We start from the raw sequence: 19,911 nt of genomic DNA, 5'->3' as shown, positions 1-19,911 counted from the left end.
ACGAAGGGGCCTTTATCATTTATAAAAAAACTATATAATTATTCTGTTTCAACTACCAGTTTATCACCGGTAACTTCCGACTTAATTCTTGCTTCCAGTTCATCCATCAATTCAGGGTTATCCAATATCAATTGTTTAACAGCGTCGCGGCCCTGGCCAAGGCGGGTATCGCCATAGCTAAACCATGAGCCTGCTTTTTTAATGATATTGTGCTCAACGCCCAGGTCAATGATCTCGCCTGCTTTTGAGATCCCCTCGCCAAACATAATGTCAAACTCGGCAATACGGAACGGCGGCGCAACCTTATTCTTAACAATTTTAACTTTAACGCGGTTACCAGATACTTCGTCAGAATCTTTGATCTGTGAGATCCGGCGTACATCTAAACGTACCGAAGCATAGAATTTTAAAGCATTACCGCCGGTAGTAGTTTCAGGGTTACCAAACATAACACCAATTTTATCGCGCAGCTGGTTAATAAAGATACAGCAGCACCCGGTTTTACTGATAGTACCGGTTAGTTTACGCAATGCCTGCGACATTAAACGCGCGTGCAGACCCATTTTCGAATCACCCATTTCGCCTTCAATTTCGGCCTTCGGTACCAGTGCGGCAACCGAGTCGATAACTAAAATATCAATAGCGCCTGAGCGGATCAGGTTATCAGCGATCTCTAATGCCTGCTCGCCGTTATCCGGCTGAGATATTAAAAGGTTCTCAACATCAACACCCAGCTTTTTAGCATAAAAACGGTCAAAAGCATGCTCCGCGTCAATAAATGCGGCAATGCCACCTTTCTTTTGCGCTTCGGCAATGGCATGAATAGCCAATGTAGTTTTACCTGATGATTCAGGACCATATATTTCAATAACACGGCCTTTTGGCAAACCATTAACGCCCAAAGCGATGTCAAGCCCTAAAGACCCGGTTGATATAACCTCGGTAGGTTCAATTACAGAATCGCCCAGCTTCATGATGGTACCTTTTCCGTATGATTTCTCCAACTTATCCAGTGTAAGTTGTAATGCTTTTAGTTTATCTGCGTTGCTCATCTTAATAATATCTTTAGCAAATATAATAGTTATTTTTAATAATACTAATTATTTTAGTAATTTTTTATCTTATTCTATTTCATCCAAGTGACAGGCAGAAATGACAAGGCTTTTAATTTGAATGTAAACTTAGCTATCCGGCAAACATCAATCAACCATCATTTATCCACACTCCGTTTTTTTAGTTCCTTGCTGATAGCGTTAAGCGCCTTTTTCTTTTTGGCTTCTTTGGCTTTTTTAACTTTTTGCGCTTCGGCCTTAAGCAGGGCGGTTTCAGTATGGTTGCGCTCATAATAGCGGCAAAACCAGGTAAGGGGGCAAATTTCGCACTTAGGTGTCCGTGCTACGCAGATATACCGGCCATGCAAGATCAACCAGTGGTGCGCAATGGCAAGGGTATCGTTAGGCAGGTATTTAACCAACCGTTTCTCTACAGCCAAAGGCGTACGGGAATTGGTGGTCAAGCCTATCCTGTCGGCCACCCTGAAAACGTGCGTGTCTACAGCAATAGCCGCCACATCATATACTACCGACGCGATAACATTAGCAGTTTTACGGCCCACGCCCGGCAGCTTTTGCAGCTGATCAATATCAGACGGAACCACACCGTTAAAATCACCAGTTAGCATTTTAGCCATGCCCACCAAGTGTTTAGCTTTATTGTTAGGATAACTTACACTGCGGATGTAGGTAAACACCTCGTCGGGCGTTGAAGCAGCCAAACTTTCGGCATCCGGGAAACGTGCGAACAAGGCCGGTGTTACCTGGTTAATACGCTTATCTGTGCATTGTGCTGACAGGATCACCGCAACCAGCAGCTCATACGGGTTTGTGTAATGCAGCTCGGTTTCCGCTTCAGGCTGGTTCTTCGAAAAATATTCAACAAAATGACGGTAGCGTTCTTGTCTGAGCATACTTTTTTTGGAGTCTTAAGTCCTCAGTCTGTAGTCCTGATCCTTATAATAAATAAATGGCTTAGGACTTTGAACTATCGGCTTTAGACTTAAATAATAAAATCAAAAGTAATAAAAAAGCCCTGAGTAAAAATCATATTGACTTTCGACTCAAGGCTTAATACTGTCGACTAACAAAAACTACCGCTTGCTTTTTGAATAATCAAGAATGGAGTGGATAGTTTGAAGTTTTGGCTTTTTCTGCAAAAGTTCAAGGTCTGCGCGTAACGAATGATAAAACATCAAATCGTCGCCTTCCAGGTTTTCTTTCGTGCTTGATTTTTCCACTTCGTTTTGGTTAGTGAATGTGTTTAAAGTAAAGGTTTCACCCATAAGCTATTGTCTGTGTTTTTTAGATTATACGGTATATAACGCAACACCGTTTCGTTTATTTTATCTAAATGAAAATTAAATGAAATTTTTCTTTTGAGTTTAATTTTCATACACATCTTTAAACGAAACGCGGATAATTTAAGTATAGGGTTAAGTAAATTGATTTGCTGATAGCTTACCTTTGCACAACACAACTTATTAATCTTGGCAGGATTTATGTATAGTTTTGCAGAAGATATATTATAATATGAAAAAGATACTCCAATTTACATTTACTGTTTTAGCCCTTGCTTTTATTTTCCAGGCTTGTAATACCGTTAAGAGTTTGCCGGCTAAGGCTACGGGTGCATCGCGTGCCCGCATTGTTGGCACCTGGACATTAACCGATATTAAATATGACGGCTTGCTGCCTAACGCTGTACAGGATGTTTTTAACCAGGCACCTCCACGCGATTTTAAAAACAGCACCTGGCAGCTAACCAACAGCGGCGACGGTATTTATACACTGCAAAACGGCACATCGCAAACCATATTCTGGAGTTATAATACCGCTGATAAAAGCAACCCGATCTTCCAGTTTAAAAAGATCTACCAGGGCGATAAAGCCAAAAACGTAACCGAAGGTTACCAACTTAATATAGCACAAAGCGATGGGCAGGTGATGGTTTTAAAATCGCCTATCGCGCTGGGTAATACAACGGCTTATATTATTTATACTTTTCAAAAGACTAAATAACCTCTCCTAAATCCTCTCCAAAGGAGAGGACTTAAATTAAAAAGCCCCTCTCCCTCGGAGAGGGGTTGGGGTGAGGTCAAAAAAAAGGTTACCCTACCAAACGGCAAGGGTAACCTTAAAAATCACATTGTTTAATATTAGTTCTTTAAACTCAGCTCTTTGGCCTGCATCATTTTACGCAGGTTGTTAAGCGCGTAGCGCATACGGCCAAGTGCGGTGTTTATGCTTACATCGGTAATGTCGGCAATTTCCTTAAAGCTCATGTCGCCAAAGTGGCGCATAATCAATACTTCTTTTTGTTCTGATGGTAAAAGTTGTATGAGTGTTTTCAGATCTTTATGGGTTTGTTCACGTACCATACGGTCCTCGGTGCTTTCATCATAGTTACCAAGTACCTCAAAAATATCAAAATCATCGCCATTGCTCACCATAGGCGCCCGTTTCTCCCGCCTGAAATGGTCAATAACCAGGTTATGGGCAATACGGGTTACCCAGGGTAAAAACTTACCTTCTTCGTTGTATTTACCGGCCCTGAGCGTGTTGATCACTTTTATAAAGGCATCCTGGAAAATATCTTCGGCAAGGTATTCGTCCTTAACAAGCAGGTAAATAGAGGTGTAAATTTTGGTTTGATACCGGCGGATCAATTCCACTAATCCTTTCTCGTCGCCGTTAATGTACAGATGGATTAGATCCTGATCACTTTGCAATTGAAAATCCATATAAAGCGTTTACTTTAATTTAGTTTAATTAAATTGTTAAGTATAGCTTTAATCGATATAGATTTTCCTCAGGGGTTAAAAAAATGTTACCTCAAATAAAACAATTTCCAAGCTAAAAAGCAAATAATTTTTTTGTGTCATAATATTCGCCGCAATTGCAATGTTATTTGGATACTGCTAATTATTTTAGGATTTTTGCCCTTTCAAAAAATGGTGTTCAATTATTGGCTATATACGGTTAGACTTTTTCAAGTTTAAAAGGTTTAATGCTAATTAACAGTAATTTAAAAAAGACCATGGTCGATAGTCCATAGACCATGATTTAATCATCCTAACCATCGACTATAGTCTATGGACCATGGACTAACAAAACATACGCAATGATCAAAGAAGCAGATAAAGATCCTCAAAAACATATTATTATAAAAGGCAGCCGGGTGCATAACCTCAAAAACTTGGATGTTGCCATACCCAAAAACAAGCTGGTTGTAGTAACCGGTATGTCGGGTTCGGGCAAGTCATCCCTGGCTTTTGATACTTTATATGCCGAGGGCCAGCGCCGCTATGTGGAGAGCCTTTCATCATACGCCCGCCAGTTTCTGGGCCGCATGAACAAGCCCGATGTTGATTATATAAAAGGCATTGCCCCTGCTATCGCTATTGAGCAAAAAGTGATCACGTCAAATCCACGGTCGACTGTTGGTACATCAACCGAGATCTATGATTATTTAAAGCTGCTTTTTTCGCGCATCGGTAAAACCATATCGCCGATATCAGGCGGTATAGTAAAAAAAGATTCGGTTACCGATGTCATCAATTTTATATTATCCCTGCCGGACGATACGCAGGCTACCATATTATGCCCGCTTTACCCGCATAACAACCGCAGTTTAAAAGAAGAACTGGCCGTGCTGATGCAAAAAGGCTTTGTGAGGGTTGAATATGATGGCAAGATTTCGCGTATTGAATCTCTACTTGAAGACGAAAGCTTAAATGACGGGCCATTAACTACTGAGCACGGACTTAGGATTGTTATTGACCGTGTAACTAAAGATACTACCGACGAAACCGCCAGCCGCCTGGCCGACTCTATACAAACCGCGTTTTTTGAAGGCAAGGGTGATTGCTATGTACGTTACCAGGAACCTGACGCTACCGAAGAAAAAGAACGTTTCTTTTGCGACAGGTTTGAGTTGGATGGCATTAAGTTTGAAGAACCTACACCAAATTTCTTCAGCTTTAACAACCCCTATGGGGCCTGCAAACGTTGCGAAGGCTATGGTAAAGTGATCGGCATAGATGAGGACCTGGTTATCCCCGATAAAAGCAAAACCATTTACGAAGGTGCTATTGCCCCGTGGCGTGGTGAAAAAATGCGTGAATGGAACGACGAACTGGTAAAACATTCGCTCAAGTTTGATTTCCCTATACATAGGCAATACAATCAGCTTACTGCTAAAGAGCAAAAACTGTTATGGACCGGTAACAAATATTTCCGCGGCCTTGATGAATTTTTCAGGGAGATGGAGGCGCAAACCTATAAAATTCAATACCGGGTAATGCTGTCACGCTATCGTGGTAAAACTACCTGCCCCGACTGTTTGGGCAGCCGTCTGCGCCACGACGCTACCTATGTTAAGATAAGCGACCACTCGATAACTGATGTGGTATTAATGCCGTTGGATAAGGCGCTTGATTTTTTCAGGAACCTTACTTTAAATGAAACCGATGTTAAAGTGGGCAAGCGTTTATTAACCGAGATCACCAACCGTTTAAGCTTTTTAAATGATGTGGGCTTAAGTTATTTAACGCTTAACCGCTTATCAAATACTTTATCGGGCGGCGAGTCGCAGCGCATTAACCTTGCTACTTCATTAGGCAGTAGTTTAGTAGGCTCTGTGTATGTGTTGGACGAGCCAAGCATTGGCCTGCACCCGCGCGATACCCAGCGGTTGATCACAGTTTTAAAATCATTACGCGACGTTGGTAATACCGTACTGGTGGTTGAACACGAGGAGGAGATCATGAAAGCTGCCGACCATATTATAGACATTGGCCCTGCTGCCGGCACGCATGGCGGCGAGTTGATATTTAGCGGCACTTATGACGAAATTATAAAAGACGAGCACAGCCTTACAGGCAAATACCTGAGCGGCAAGGAAGAAATAGCCATACCCGCAAGCCGACGCAAATGGAACGACTTTATTGAGATAAAGGGCGCGCGCGAAAACAACCTGAAACACGTTACCGCTAAATTCCCGCTGGGTGTGTTTACGGCCGTTACAGGTGTATCAGGATCGGGTAAAACCAGTTTGGTGAAACGCATTTTGGCCCCTGCCCTGCAAAAAACGCTGGGTAATTACAACGGCGAGCAAACCGGTAGCTATGATGCCATTGAAGGCGATTACGGCAAAATAGAACAGGTGGAACTGGTTGACCAAAACCCTATAGGCCGCTCGTCGCGTTCAAACCCGGTTACTTATGTTAAGGCCTGGGACGAGATCCGTAACCTGTACGCTGCACGCCCGGCTGCCAAAGCCGCAGGGCTAAAACCGTCGGCATTCTCTTTTAACGTTGAGGGTGGCCGCTGCGATGTTTGCCAGGGCGAAGGCGAGGTGAAGATAGAGATGCAATTTATGGCCGACATCTTTTTAACCTGTGAAACCTGCGAGGGTAAACGCTTTAAACAGCATATTCTTGACGTTACTTACAATGACAAAAATGTAAGCGATGTATTGAGTATGACCATTGAAGAAGCGCTGGAGTTTTTCGCTTCTGAACCAAAGATCATTGCCAAAATAAAACCCTTGTTTGAGGTAGGATTGGGTTATGTACAATTGGGGCAGTCGTCAAACACGCTCTCGGGCGGCGAGGCGCAGCGCATCAAGCTGGCATCGTTCCTGGTTAAGGGTAACAATCCGCATAAAACACTCTTTATTTTTGACGAGCCTACCACCGGCCTGCATTTCGCCGATATTAAAAAACTGCTAAAATCATTCGACGCATTGCTGGATCATGGCAATACCATCATTGTTATTGAACACAATATGGACGTAATAAAATGCGCTGACTGGGTTATAGACATAGGCCCCGAAGGCGGCGACCGTGGCGGAAAAGTGGTGTTTGAAGGTTTGCCTGAAGACCTGATAAAAGTGAAGGATAGCTATACGGGTAAGTTTTTGGCGGAGCGGTTTTGATTTATTCATCTTTATCGCTTTCGCTTTCATCTATTTGATCAGCTTCTTCTACTTTAAATATTTTTTTTAATCTTTTGATCTGTTGTTGTCGATTAAAATATTCGTCAAATAAATATGCCGGAAAAAAGCCCAACATCCAGACGGCAATTTCTCCAAAGCTTGATAAATTTAAAGGCATTGACACGATGGCAGATAATATAAGAGCTATAAATCCTACAAAAGAATAATAATTGGCTTGCCTTAGCTTTAGTATATAGCCGTCTTCCCTATAATTGCGCTTAAACGCAAACGTTAATATCGGAATCCAAAACAAGTAAAACAGCATTTTTTGCCAAGTGCTTAAATCTTCTTCAATGTTTTTTACAATAAAGACGTTTAATACATCTAATGTTTCTTCTTTATATGTTTTTATATCTTCTTCGGATGGACTTCTTTTTGCAAGCTCTTCTATTGCAACGGTTATTGCAAGTTCAGTATAATCAAATTTCCTATCTAAAATCTGCATTAACTGACTTGTTGTTAACGTAGCATATTTTTCCTGAAGTTCTTCTTTTGTGGCCATCTTGAATATTACTAAGCAATATAATAACTGAATAAATATTAAACAAGTCGGCTGTTTGGCTGCCTTTGTATTTCCATAATATCTTATTGATTATCAAAGGCTCAAAAATGGTTGTTTTTGAGCCTTTTTTGTGGAGTGAATCACCCTGGATCAATGCTGTGATTGATCGCCAGAATTACTCCTCATCAAATTTATTGCTCAAAAAATTTATAAACGGTGTAACCATTTTTTTTAAACGTAGTCTACAACACTATAAACCAGTATATATCAACAATGCTTTACCAAGCTACGCAAAGTCAGAAAAATAACAAATGACTTGTTAACTAAAAACATAGTTGTATATTGCAGTAATAAACCAACCTTATGAAAAACCTTGTCACACTAATTGCCTTTTGTTGTTGTTTTTGCGTGCTTTCGGCATCAGCACAAACGGGCGATTATACTATTAAAGGGGCCATTATTGATACGGCCTCAAAAACACAGCTTGACGGTGCTACGGTTACCGTATTATCAGATAAAGACTCCATTCTGCAAAAATACACCTACACCAATAAGGGCAACTTCAGCATATCCAAACTGCCCGCGGGTAAATTTTTACTGCTTGTAACCTATCCTGAATTTGTAGACTATAGCGCAGCGTTTTCGCTCAATGCAGCAAATCCGCAGAAAGACTTTGGCGACATAGCCATGATCTTAAAATCAAGGATGTTAAAAGACGTTATCATAAAAGCCAAGGTCGTCGCCATAAAACTAAAGGGCGATACTACCGAGTTTAACGCAGCAGCTTACGCAACGCAAAAAAACGCCAAGGTTGAAGACCTGCTAAAACTGCTGCCCGGTATGCGCATTAACCAAAGCGGTGTGATTTTATTTCAGGGCGAACAAGTACAAAAAATGCTGGTTGATGGAGAGGAGTTTTTTGGCGATGACCCGGCGCTGATAACTAAAAATGTACGGGCAGATATGGTATCGAAGATCCAGGTGTACGATGATAAAACCGAACAAGCTAAGAGAAGCGGTATGGACGACGGACAGAAGGTAAAAACCATAAACGTGGTGCTTCGTGAAGATAAAAAACGGGGCGTATTTGGCAAAGCCGATGCAGGCGCAGGTAATGATAAACGCTATGCCGGGCAGGTCATGGCCAATAAGTTCTCGCCCAAAGAGAAGATCGCCGTTTATGGTAACACCGCTAATACAGGCAGCGTGGGCCTGGGCGGCGGCGACAACAGCAAGTACGGCGGTGGTTTTTCTGATTATTCTTTTAACGGTGTGGGTATCCCGGTCGCCCGCGATGGCGGTGTGCATTATGATGGCAAATGGAATCAAGACAAGCAGTCGTTAAATGCTACTTACAAACTGGGTGGCTTAGATGTAGACAGGCAGGGAAGCTCGCAGTCAAAAATTACATTGCCTGATGGTTTTAACACCACCAACAGCAACAGCACCTCGCATTCGCACAATTTCAGGCAAAACCTGGATGCGCGATTTAGTACTAAATTAGATTCGGTATCTACGCTTGATGTCACGGCCTCTAACAGCACGTCAAATGCATCGTCAGTTTCAGATAACAATACTACTACCATACGTGGTAATGGTATCCTATTAAATAATAATACTACACATAACAGCAGCAATTACAACTATAAAAGCGGCGAATATAGTGCTGACTATCATCTGCGCTTTAAAAAACCGGGGCGAACGTTCTCTACCTACGGCTACCTGTCTTTTAACGATTCAAAATCTAACGATTATCTCAAGTCAAAATTAAATTACTATAATGACAGCGGCAATTTAGATAGTACCCGTAGCACTCAAACAGATCAGTATAAACCATCTGATTACAACAGCAGGTATGTTTACGGTAATTTCTTATACACCGAGCCACTTGTAAAAAAACTGGCATTAAGTTTCGGTATGAATTTCTCAAACAACAATTCAAGGAATAATCAGCGATCATTTAACAGATCTGCTTCCGGTATTTATGATGTACCTGATCTGTTATATAGTAATGATTACTCAACTACAAACGCCACACACAATTATTATGCAGCGCTTAGATACAGTTCTGAAATAATTTCAGCAGGGTTAAATGGCCAGTTAGGCAGTTTGCAGCAAAAACAAACTGATAATATATTTGATACCGTGCTTACGCGCAAGTTTACCGTTTTTAGGCCGCATGTCGATTTTTTATACCGGTTCTCAAAAGCTGCAACCATTAACTTCTGGTATAACGGGCAAACCCAAACACCTTCATTTAACCAGATCCAACCTTTGCGTCAAAACAGCGATCTTTTAAATATCACCATCGGCAACCCGTTACTTAAGCCATCATTTTCAAACGCGTTCAGCTTTTTTTACCGGGTGTACCAGGCCGTTAACGACCAGGGGATAAACCTAAGGGTAAATTATAATTTTACCAGCAACGCCATTGTAAGTAACCGTATGACAGATTCGGCCGGGGTAAATACCTACCAGTATTCAAACCTTAGCGGCAAACACCCTAATACCTGGAATACTTATTTAGAAATTTATGGTCATCCTAAAGGTTCTTCGCTTTTGCTGCTTCCAAATATCAATATTTCAGGAAACAACAGCTATAACCTGATCAATAACCAGCTAAGCAAAAACCACAATATCAATTACGCCGTTAATCTGCCAATAAGGCTCGGCGCTACCAACTATTCATACAGTGTTAACCTTACTGCATCTATTACCAATAACCAGGCAAACTTAACGCAATTGGCAAACAATTATAAAAGTTACGAGCTGGAATTCCATCAATATAACAAGCTGCCACTCAACTTCTTTATCGGTACAGATGGCGATTACAATTACAATGCGCCCAACCGCGTCTATCCCACCGCCCTTAAAAAGTTTTTGTTAAAAGCTTATTTCGGCAAGGCTTTCCTGAAAGAAGAAAACCTTAAGATCACCCTAACCGGCAATGACCTGCTGAACCAAAACACGGGCTATAGTCGTACCAATACATCGGATAGTTTTACCGAATCGCGCGATATGGTGATCAAGCGGTTTTTCCTGCTAACCGTTACCTGGGACTTCAGCAAATTTGGCAAACTGGCACAACCTCAAAAACCATGATCTTTATGAAAAACCTTATTAAAATCACACTCTTGTTTTTTGCGCTCCAAAGCGGTTTGGCATTTGCCCAAAACAAGCAATTTGTAACCGGCGGTACTATTGAGTTTGAAAAAACGCAAAATATGTTTGCCATTATGAAAAATAAAGCGACAGCAGATAATGCGGCTAACAAAGGCTATTACGAACAATACCAAAAAAACGAGCCGCAATTTTTGACTTATAAAAGTACACTCATCTTTAATGCAAACAGTTCATTATTTACGCCCATTCCCGGCAAAGCTATACAGTGGTATTATGATGCCCCCATTGCCGACCAACTGAATACGGTATATTCGGACTTTGCTCACGGTACTACCACCACTCAAAAAGATTTTTATGAGCGCACCTTCCTGATCAAAGACACCCTGCGTAAAATAAAATGGAAAATTACCGACGAAACCCAAACCGTTGCAGGTTACAACTGCCGCCGGGCTAATGGTTTGATCTTAGACTCGGTTTATGTGGTTGCTTTTTATGCCGAAGATATCCATGTACCCGGAGGACCTGAATCCTTTACCGGTTTGCCGGGCATGATCCTGAAGGTTTCATTACCGCATGAACATGTGATCTGGGTAGCCACAAAAGTAACCACCATAGCAATCGACGAAAAGAAGTTGGTTCCGCCTAAAAAAGGGACCGTGGTCAACTATCAACAGATGCTAAAGGTTTTGACAGATGCGCAAAGCCGCTGGGGCGAAGTTGGGCGTTATTTTATCAGAGGCTTTTCTTTATAACATCATTTTGTAGTCCTTGCGCTCGTTTATAAACGAGTGCTTAACTTGGTTTTGCGATTGCATCGCAAAACAATTACCTTAGCCTAAACCGTAGCCATGTCACACCAATACCGTGTCAGAAATTCTGAAGATATATTCTTTGTAACCTTTACAATTGTTGATTGGGTAGACATATTTACCAGACCTGCATATAAGCAATTAATTATTGATTCTTTGGCATATTGCCAGCAACACAAGCGATTAGAGCTTTATGCTTATTGCTTGATGACAAATCATTTACATTTGTTAGTGTCAGCACAGCAACCTGTCATACTATCTGATATTATCCGGGATTTTAAAAAACATACCAACAAAAAAATCATTCAACTAATTCAAACTGAAAATGAAAGCCGGCGAGACTGGATATTATACCGGTTTCAGTACCACGCAAAATATAACAACCGTATACAAGATTATAAGGTATGGCAAGACGGCTATCATGGCATTGCCTGCGACAGGATTGAAATTTTAGTTCAAAAATTAAATTATATTCATGATAATCCGGTAACCGCCGGAATAGTTTTAGAGCCCGAACATTATATTTATAGTTCGGCTGCTAATTACGCCGGCGAAGACGGAATAATTGATGTTATATTGTTGGATTTAGGATTTTACGTTGCAAACGTTAACACACGTTAAGCACTCGTTGCAAACGAGCGCAAGTTTGTTATAATATCTTGCGCTCGTTTGCAACGAGTGCTTAATCTGATCTTTCGATTATATCGCAACCCATCACACAAAACAACCATCCTAAAGTCAAATCAGTCATTCATCAATTCAATCATTCGTTAATTAGCTATCTTAGCTACAATGAATAAACTGTTTGGCTGCCTTTGTATTTTAGTGCTGTTAAATTCATGCAAACCGGCTGCAAATAACAACCATCAAACCGTATTCAATATCAATCTTGACGAGGGCCTTACTTCGCTTGATCCTGCTTTTTGTCGTAACCATAATACCATCTGGATGGATAACCAGATCTATAATGGCCTGGTACAGATAGATGATAGTTTAAAAACTTCGCCTTGTATTGCCAAAAGCTGGGAGATCTCTGCCGATGGCAAAGTTTATACATTCCACTTACGTAACGATGTCAGTTTCCAGGACGACGCGCATTTTAAAAACGGCAAGGGCCGCAAGGTAATTGCCGCCGATTTTGTATACAGTTTTAACCGGCTGATAGACCCAAAAGTAGCCTCATCAGGCTCATGGATCTTTAGTGATAAAATAACCGGTAAAGAGGCTTTCCGTGCGTTAAATGACAGCACCTTTCAAATCACTTTAAAGCAACCCTTCGCCCCTTTTATCAGCATGCTTACCGCGCAATATTGTTCGGTGGTACCGCATGAGGTGGTCGATTTTTATGGTAAGGATTTTCGCAGTCACCCGGTCGGTACCGGCCCCTTTAAGTTCAGGTATTGGAAGGAAGGCGAGGTTTTGGTTCTGCTTAAAAATGAAAAATACTGGGAGAAAGATAATGACGGCCGGCAACTGCCCTATTTGAACGCGGTACGTGCCACATTTATTGATGATAAGCAAACATCGTTCATGGAGTTTATCAAAAAGAACCTTGACTTCTTTAATGATATTGACGGCAGCTACCGCGATGATATCCTGACCAAATCCGGTCAGATCACCCGGAAATACAAGGGGCAATTTATCCTCAGCACCGGCCCGTATTTAAACACTACTTACCTGGGGATGCTGGTGGATACCACATTGCCGATAGTCAAACAATCGCCCCTGCGGATCCTGAAAATAAGGCAGGCCATCAACTACGCAATAGATAAGCAAAAGCTGATCAAATACCTGCGCAACAGCTTAGGCACACCCGGCTACCAGGGTTTTGTGCCCAAAGGCATGCCCGGCTTTGGTGAAGATATACAAGGTTATACTTATGACCCTGTAAAAGCGCGCTGTTTACTGGCCGAAGCAGGTTATCCCGATGGCAAGAATCTGCCGCTCATCACCCTTACTACTACCGTAGCCTACCACAACCTGGTTGAATACATACAGGGCGAACTGGAACGTGCCGGGATAAAAACCAAAATAGAAGTTACACAAGGTGCCAGTCTGCGCGAATTGGTGGCCAAAAACGGCATCAACTTTTTTAACGGCACCTGGATAGCTGACTATCCCGACGGCGAAAACTATCTGTCGTTGTTCTACTCAAAAAATAAGATCCCTTTTGGCCCTAACTATACCGGGTTTAATAATCCTGAATTTGACAGACTTTTTGAGCAGGCGTACAATGTAAAAAGCGATGAGGAACGCTACGCCCTTTACCGTAAAATGGATAATATTATTATGGCCAATGCCCCTGTTGTGGTACTGTATTATGACAAGCGGGTAAACCTGTACCAGAATAATATTACCGGGTACAGCATAAACGCACAGAATTTGTTGACGTTGAAACGCGTAAAAAAGGACTAAGATTTATAGGATTAGCGGATTTTAGGATTTCTATTGCGCTATAAAATCATAATAATCAGCACTGTTAAAATTATAGTTCAATCCTATCATCCGCTAATCCAACAAATCTTAGTCTATCTTAGTCAATAATCCTTAATATTGCCGCAATGGGCTTTTTACAAATTACTGATCTGGGTACGGTGCATTTTCATGAATATGGCGAGGGTAAAAAGCCCATGCTGGCTTTTCATGGTTACGGTATGACGGGCAGGCAGTTTCATGTACTTAAGCAATCTGTTTTACAGGATTACCATGTTTATGGCATAGATCATTTTTTTCATGGCGAAAGCCGTTTGGATAACTGGACCGAAGCGCAGATCCTTGCCGGTATGCCCAAAGCCATGGTTCGCCAATACGTAGAAGAATGGTTTAGGCTGTACGGGCGTCAGCGTTTTTCGGTAATGGGGTATTCAATTGGCGCAAACTTAGCCCTGATACTGGTTGAAGAATATGCCGACCTGATAGACGACCTGATCCTGATGGCCCCCGATGGACTGGCGGTGTACAAAGGTTTTGACATTTTAACCAATAAAGCCTGGGGCAAATTCTTGTTTAACAGGGTTACCAAAAACAAATGGCTGGCACCAACCCTGCTTAAAAGCCTGTATAAAGTACATTTTATTGACGAAAGCCTGTACAAAATTGCTTATAGCGAAATGGATACCGAACAAAAACGGCTCGACGTTTATTACACATTAAATTTAATTAAGTGGCTAAAGCCCGATGTGGTTAAAATAGCCCATCTCATCAATCAGCATAAAATTAAATGCACGCTGATATTTGGCAAGCATGATCAATTGTTCCCCAAAACGGCGGCCATGCCTTTTATTAATTTACTGGCAGATGCCGATGTACATGAAGCACCTTTGGGCCATTGGCTGGTAACGCCCGCGTTGGATGATTATTTAGTAAATTTACCCGCATGATACCTGCACGCCGCGTAACATTATTCAGCAACTGGTTTGCCCGCTATATGCGTTTCAGGATGCGCAGTTACTTTAACCGGTTGGTGGTTACTCCCTTTAAGCCTAAAGATGGCCATTCGGTGCTATTGCTATGCAACCATTTTAGCTGGTGGGATGGTTTATGGGGCAATTACCTGGCTTACTGGCACCTTGACCGCAAGTTGTACATCATGATGCAGGAAGACCATTTGCGCAAGCGGATGCTACTTAACCTGTTCGGCGGTTTTTCTATCGACAGGACATCGCGCGAGATGATCAAATCTTTACAGTATGCCGCCAATTTGCTGAATGACAGCGAAAACCTGGTGGTAGTATTTCCGCAGGGGCAACTCATCTCAAACCATACAACCGAAATAGCAGTTGAAAAAGGTATTGAACGGCTGATAAAAAATATTAAAGGCCCTTGCCAGATAGTTTACTCGTGCGCGCTGATAGATTATTTTGAGAGCCTGAAACCGTCCGTATTTTTTCATTTGTATGATTGCGGTCTGGCGGGAGAGCTATCTTTTGATGAGCTAACAGCCAAAATTAACGCCTTCCATCATCAGGCATTAAAAGATCAAATAAATGTAGCGCATTAATGATCTACCCAAAAAAAAATAGGCTTTTTAAATGGATGGTGCATACTTATGTTCATTGGTTAACCATCCGCCATTTTAAAGAGATCAATTTTAATGATATAGCGGTTGACAGCAGCAAATCGGTTTTATTGGTAGCCAACCATTTCAGCGTTTGGGATACAATTATTTTATTCCGGGTAAACCGTAAATTATTAAAAAAGAAGTTTCATATAATGATGCTGGAGAGTACCGCGTTAAAAGAACCTTTTTTAAAATACGCGGGCGGCTTTTCTATCAATAAAAAAACCAGGGACATGGTTAATTCGCTTGATTTTGCAGCTGAATTATTGCGTGAACCAAAGAACCTGGTGCTTATCTTTCCGCAAGGGAAACTGTATTCTAATCTTATTACCGAGGTGGAATTTGAAAAAGGTATCATACAGGTCATAAAAAAAGCGGCGGGCAATTTTCAATTGATCTTTGCGGCTACCTTTATGGAGAATTTTGATAATTTAAAACCGGTAGCCAACGTTCATTTAGTATCTGTAACCGATAATAATTTTAATACGATATCAGATTTACAGCAGGCTTACCAGCAACATTATACAAAAAGCCGTCAACAACAAATACAAATAGTTAAATAGTGATCATTACCATTGCCGTTACTTTCTTTTTTATCATTCTGAGGTTTGTGGTAACGCTGTTCAATTTTATTTCTGATCCGAAATTACGGCGCGTAAACCGGCCTTATACAGACCTGGTATCGATATTGATACCGGTGCGTAATGAGGCCGACAATATTCTATCACTGCTGCAGTCCATCAAAGACCAGGACTATCAGCATTATGAAGTACTGATCTTAGATGATGGATCGACCGACGATACTTATAAAATCTGTACCGCTTTTGCAGAGAAAAATGCAAACTTCAGTGTTATAAAAGGCGAGGAACTGCCGCATGACTGGTTGGGTAAAAATTACGCCTGCTACCAGTTGGCAGCGCAGGCAAAAGGAAACTTCCTGCTGTTTATTGATGCAGATGAAAACATAAGTGTTGGCCTCATCAATAGTGCCGTACACCGCATGTATGTAAACAAGCTGGGCTTATTAAGCCTGTTTGCCAACCAGCAAATGGTCACCACCGGCGAAAAACTGGTAGTGCCCCTAATGCACTATATCCTGCTTAATTTACTGCCCTTACGTTTAATTTTCCTGGTTAAAAATTATACTGTAGCTGCTGCAAGCGGCCAGTTTATGTTGTTTGATGCCTGCGTTTACCGCAAGCACCAATGGCACGAGCAGGTAAAAAACAAAGTGGTTGAGGATGTGGAGATCATGCGGCTGGTAAAAGCCAAAGGCTATACCGGCGAAGCGCTGCTGGCCAACGGAATGATCAACTGCCGCATGTATAAAAACTACAATGACGCGATAAACGGTTTCAGCAAAAATTTCCTTGCCGCGTTTAACTACAATGTCCTGTGGTTCTTAATTTATATCCTGCTGATCATCGGCGGGCCCATGATCGTGATCATGACACTTAACCTGCAGCTGATATTATTTATGTTCGGATTAATAGTGCTTACCCGGGTTATGATATCGCTGTCGGCCGGGCAAAACGCATGGTACAATATCGCGCTGCACCCGGCGCAAATGTTCAGCCTTACCGTGGTGGCATTTTTAGCTATACAAAGATTTTTAACCAAAACCATGACATGGAAAGGCCGAAAAATATAATCCGGCGACGCAATATCATAGCTGTCAGGCTGATCATCCTGTTTCACGCGGTGGGCCTGGTTGGCTTATACCTGTTGGTAAGCAAACCGCTGTTCCTGTTGCTGGTTCCGTTTCATTTATTGCTAATGACGGTGGTGTTGTTTTTTAGCCATAACCAGTTTGGCAGCAAGATCATTTATTTTTTTGTATTGCTATTTTTCGCAGGATTTGCTTTGGAGTGGATCGGTGTAAATACCAGTCAGCTTTTTGGCAGTTATACCTATGGCCCTACACTTGGTGTAAGCTTTTCGGGTATCCCTTTAATTATGGGGATCAATTGGTTTTTGCTGATCTATTCAGCAGGAGTTTCTTTACAACATTCGCGCATCAAGTCTATGTGGATACGTATAATACTTGGGGCATTGGTATTGGTTATGCTTGATTATTTTATAGAACCTGTGGCTATTCGGTTAAATTACTGGCATTGGGCCGGCAATTATGTCCCGGTTCAAAATTACGGGTGCTGGTTTATTACAAGTGTTGCCTTGCTTTTTGTGTTCGAAAAGTTTAACTTTAAGAAACAGGGCATCGCGGGGCCAACATTGCTGGTATGTCAATTTATATTTTTTGCGGCCTTGCAATAAAACCATACTAATGCCGTAAATTTGCAACACAATGGGCGCGTATCAATTAAAGGTTACTATCGATAAAGACTCGGGATTTTGCTTCGGGGTTGTTTATGCTATTGACATGGCCGAAGATATCCTGAGCGAAGACGGCTACCTGTACTGCCTTGGTGATATTGTACATAACGAGGAAGAGGTAGAAAGGCTTAAAGCACAGGGCCTGCGCATTATCGATCATGAGGATCTGAAAAACATCCATAATGAAAAAGTGCTGATCCGCGCGCACGGCGAGGCACCCGATACTTACCGCACCGCGTTAGCCAACAATATTACTTTAATTGATGCCTCATGCCCGGTAGTATTAAAATTGCAGAACCGCATAAAAACATCGTTCGACGCTAAAGAGAAGATATTGATATTTGGCAAGCACGGCCATGCCGAAGTGATAGGCCTGCAGGGACAAACCAATAACGAGGCCGTAGTTTTTGCCGACCTTGCCGAACTGGATGATATAGAGCTGCCAAAAAACATTACCCTGTACAGCCAAACCACCAAAAGCATGGAGAAGTTTTACAAGGTAAAGGACGAGCTTACCGCGCGCGGCTATGAACTTAACGCCAACGATACCATTTGTCGCCAGGTATCAAACCGCGACAAGGATCTGCCCGTTTTTGCAAAAAGTTTCGACAAGATCGTTTTTGTGTCCGGCAAAAAATCATCAAACGGAAAAGTATTGTTTGAAGTTTGCCGCAAGCATAACCCCAATACATTCTTCGTATCATCAACCGATGAAGTTGAGCCCGGCATGTTTGCCCCCGGCGATACGGTTGGTATAGCCGGCGCTACATCCACCCCAATGTGGCTGATGGAACAGGTTAAGGCCGAGCTGGAAACGTATTAGCCCCCCTGCCCCCTGAAGGGGGAGTTTCTGAAACGCCATTTTTTTTACAAAATGTATGAGCCGTCGGCGCTGAGCCTACTATTTCATTGATAAATATTTCACTTGACATTGCTAATTCCTTTTTTAATCTATTTGTAAATAAATTCCCCCTTTAGGGGGTTAGGGGGTTTTTTGTTATTTTTGCTGCCGATGTCGAAAAAAGGAATTTTACTGGTTAACCTTGGTACGCCTGATAGCCCGAGTACTGCTGATGTAAGGAAATATTTAAACGAATTTTTAATGGACGCAAGGGTTATTGATGTTAACCCGTTTGTGCGTACTGTTTTAGTTCAGGGGATCATTGTTCCTTTCCGAGCGCCAAAATCAGCCAAACTTTATCAGGCTATTTGGGATAAAGAAACCGGCTCGCCTTTGCTGCATTACAGCAAATTACAGCACCAGGCATTACAACAACGCCTGGGCGACGAATACCAGGTTGAGCTGGCCATGCGTTACCAGAGCCCGTCTATCGAGTCGGCTTTGCAGCGCTTAAAAGATGCTTTGGTAAGCGACATCAAAGTTATCCCCTTGTTCCCGCAATATGCTTCGGCAAGTACCGGCTCTGTTCAGGAAAAAGTGATGGAACTGGTAAAAGGCTGGCAAACCATCCCTAATATATCTTTCGTTAATTCATTCCATGATGATGAGCTAATGATCGAAACCTTTGCCAACAACGCGCAAAAATACCAGCCCGAAACTTACGATCATATTTTGTTCAGCTTCCATGGCTTACCGCAAAGGCAGATCCAAAAATGTGATCATACGCACAACTACTGCCTTAAAGTTGATGGCTGTTGCGATACGTTGAACGATACCAACAAATTTTGCTACTCGGCTCAATCCTATGATACGGCACGGTTAATTGCCGAAAAAATGGGCCTGCCGAAGGAAAAATACACCGTGTGCTTTCAATCGCGCCTGGGCAATGACCCATGGGTGCAGCCCTACACCAGTAAGGTGATTGAAGAACTGGCCAAAGAAGGTAAAAAACGCCTGTTGGTATTTTGCCCCGCCTTTGTTGCCGATTGCCTGGAAACCGTTTACGAGGTTACAGAAGAATACGGCGGCGAGTTTAAAGCCCAGGGCGGTGAGCATGTACAACTGGTGGAGAGCCTTAATGATTCGCCAACCTTTATTGACGCATTAGAGAAAATGGCAAGAGCATAAT

The 19,911-nt window shown here is 42.1% G+C and carries 18 protein-coding genes; 13 read left to right on the top strand and 5 right to left on the bottom strand.

Going from position 1 to position 19,911, the window contains the following annotated elements; translation table 11 throughout:
• Positions 1-38: 38 nt before the first annotated feature.
• The 3 genes from recA to FO440_RS07155 form a co-directional block, all read right to left on the bottom strand.
• Positions 39-1,052: a recombinase RecA gene (recA, locus tag FO440_RS07165; RefSeq protein WP_144247516.1), complete on the bottom strand. Its 1,014-nt coding sequence runs from the start codon at positions 1,050-1,052 to the stop codon at positions 39-41.
• Between the two features lie 158 nt (positions 1,053-1,210).
• On the bottom strand, positions 1,211-1,966 hold the full coding sequence (gene nth / locus FO440_RS07160; protein WP_144247515.1) for an endonuclease III: 756 nt from the start codon (positions 1,964-1,966) through the stop codon (positions 1,211-1,213).
• Positions 1,967-2,146: 180 nt separating this feature from the next.
• Positions 2,147-2,338, bottom strand: a complete 192-nt coding sequence (locus FO440_RS07155) for a hypothetical protein (RefSeq protein ID WP_144247514.1) — start codon at positions 2,336-2,338, stop codon at positions 2,147-2,149.
• A gap of 247 nt (positions 2,339-2,585) precedes the next feature.
• Between FO440_RS07155 and FO440_RS07150 the strand changes: the two genes are divergently transcribed.
• Complete coding sequence (locus tag FO440_RS07150; protein WP_144247513.1) at positions 2,586-3,074, top strand: hypothetical protein; 489 nt, start codon at positions 2,586-2,588, stop codon at positions 3,072-3,074.
• Between the two features lie 137 nt (positions 3,075-3,211).
• Here FO440_RS07150 and FO440_RS07145 read toward each other — a convergent pair whose 3' ends face one another.
• The gene (locus FO440_RS07145) at positions 3,212-3,796 is read right to left on the bottom strand and encodes an RNA polymerase sigma factor (protein ID WP_144247512.1); all 585 of its coding nucleotides are present in this window, start codon (positions 3,794-3,796) and stop codon (positions 3,212-3,214) included.
• 380 nt (positions 3,797-4,176) lie between these two features.
• Between FO440_RS07145 and uvrA the strand changes: the two genes are divergently transcribed.
• Positions 4,177-6,993 carry an excinuclease ABC subunit UvrA gene (gene uvrA, locus FO440_RS07140; RefSeq protein ID WP_186292591.1) on the top strand — a complete coding sequence of 939 codons (2,817 nt, stop codon included), beginning with the start codon at positions 4,177-4,179 and terminating at the stop codon, positions 6,991-6,993.
• A gap of 1 nt (position 6,994) precedes the next feature.
• On the opposite strand, the gene FO440_RS07135 is transcribed toward uvrA, so the two are convergent.
• Positions 6,995-7,555: a hypothetical protein gene (locus FO440_RS07135; protein WP_144247511.1), complete on the bottom strand. Its 561-nt coding sequence runs from the start codon at positions 7,553-7,555 to the stop codon at positions 6,995-6,997.
• 363 nt (positions 7,556-7,918) lie between these two features.
• Between FO440_RS07135 and FO440_RS07130 the strand changes: the two genes are divergently transcribed.
• The 11 genes from FO440_RS07130 to hemH all read left to right on the top strand — a co-directional run bounded on the left by FO440_RS07130 (position 7,919) and on the right by hemH (position 19,910).
• Positions 7,919-10,657, top strand: coding sequence for an outer membrane beta-barrel protein (locus FO440_RS07130; protein ID WP_144247510.1), 2,739 nt, complete (start codon positions 7,919-7,921; stop codon positions 10,655-10,657).
• 5 nt (positions 10,658-10,662) lie between these two features.
• Entirely contained in the window at positions 10,663-11,430 is a 768-nt protein-coding gene (locus tag FO440_RS07125; RefSeq protein WP_186292590.1) for a GLPGLI family protein, read from the top strand.
• A 96-nt stretch (positions 11,431-11,526) separates the two neighbouring features.
• Complete coding sequence (locus FO440_RS07120) at positions 11,527-12,108, top strand: REP-associated tyrosine transposase (protein WP_144247508.1); 582 nt, start codon at positions 11,527-11,529, stop codon at positions 12,106-12,108.
• A gap of 171 nt (positions 12,109-12,279) precedes the next feature.
• Positions 12,280-13,902, top strand: coding sequence for an ABC transporter substrate-binding protein (locus FO440_RS07115; RefSeq protein ID WP_144247507.1), 1,623 nt, complete (start codon positions 12,280-12,282; stop codon positions 13,900-13,902).
• A 146-nt stretch (positions 13,903-14,048) separates the two neighbouring features.
• Positions 14,049-14,867 carry an alpha/beta fold hydrolase gene (locus FO440_RS07110; RefSeq protein ID WP_144247506.1) on the top strand — a complete coding sequence of 273 codons (819 nt, stop codon included), beginning with the start codon at positions 14,049-14,051 and terminating at the stop codon, positions 14,865-14,867.
• The gene (locus FO440_RS07105; protein WP_144247505.1) at positions 14,864-15,487 is read left to right on the top strand and encodes a lysophospholipid acyltransferase family protein; all 624 of its coding nucleotides are present in this window, start codon (positions 14,864-14,866) and stop codon (positions 15,485-15,487) included. Before FO440_RS07110 ends, FO440_RS07105 begins: the two co-directional genes overlap by 4 nt.
• Complete coding sequence (locus tag FO440_RS07100) at positions 15,487-16,110, top strand: 1-acyl-sn-glycerol-3-phosphate acyltransferase (RefSeq protein ID WP_144247504.1); 624 nt, start codon at positions 15,487-15,489, stop codon at positions 16,108-16,110. The genes FO440_RS07105 and FO440_RS07100 overlap by 1 nt, the downstream gene beginning before the upstream one ends.
• Positions 16,110-17,198 (top strand): glycosyltransferase, encoded by a 1,089-nt coding sequence (locus FO440_RS07095; RefSeq protein ID WP_246104184.1) that lies wholly within the window; start codon positions 16,110-16,112, stop codon positions 17,196-17,198. The genes FO440_RS07100 and FO440_RS07095 overlap by 1 nt, the downstream gene beginning before the upstream one ends.
• A complete protein-coding gene (locus FO440_RS07090) occupies positions 17,177-17,821 on the top strand; it encodes a carotenoid biosynthesis protein (RefSeq protein WP_186292589.1) in 645 nt (214 codons plus the stop codon). The genes FO440_RS07095 and FO440_RS07090 overlap by 22 nt, the downstream gene beginning before the upstream one ends.
• A 31-nt stretch (positions 17,822-17,852) precedes the next feature.
• The gene (locus FO440_RS07085; RefSeq protein ID WP_144247501.1) at positions 17,853-18,704 is read left to right on the top strand and encodes a 4-hydroxy-3-methylbut-2-enyl diphosphate reductase; all 852 of its coding nucleotides are present in this window, start codon (positions 17,853-17,855) and stop codon (positions 18,702-18,704) included.
• A 189-nt stretch (positions 18,705-18,893) separates the two neighbouring features.
• On the top strand, positions 18,894-19,910 hold the full coding sequence (gene hemH, locus FO440_RS07080; protein ID WP_186292588.1) for a ferrochelatase: 1,017 nt from the start codon (positions 18,894-18,896) through the stop codon (positions 19,908-19,910).
• The last annotated feature ends 1 nt before the right edge of the window (position 19,911 follow it).

Origin of the sequence: Mucilaginibacter corticis (genome assembly GCF_007558865.1) — a bacterium.
Lineage (GTDB): Bacteria > Bacteroidota > Bacteroidia > Sphingobacteriales > Sphingobacteriaceae > Mucilaginibacter > Mucilaginibacter corticis.
This window is presented reverse-complemented; position numbering and strand designations above follow the sequence as displayed.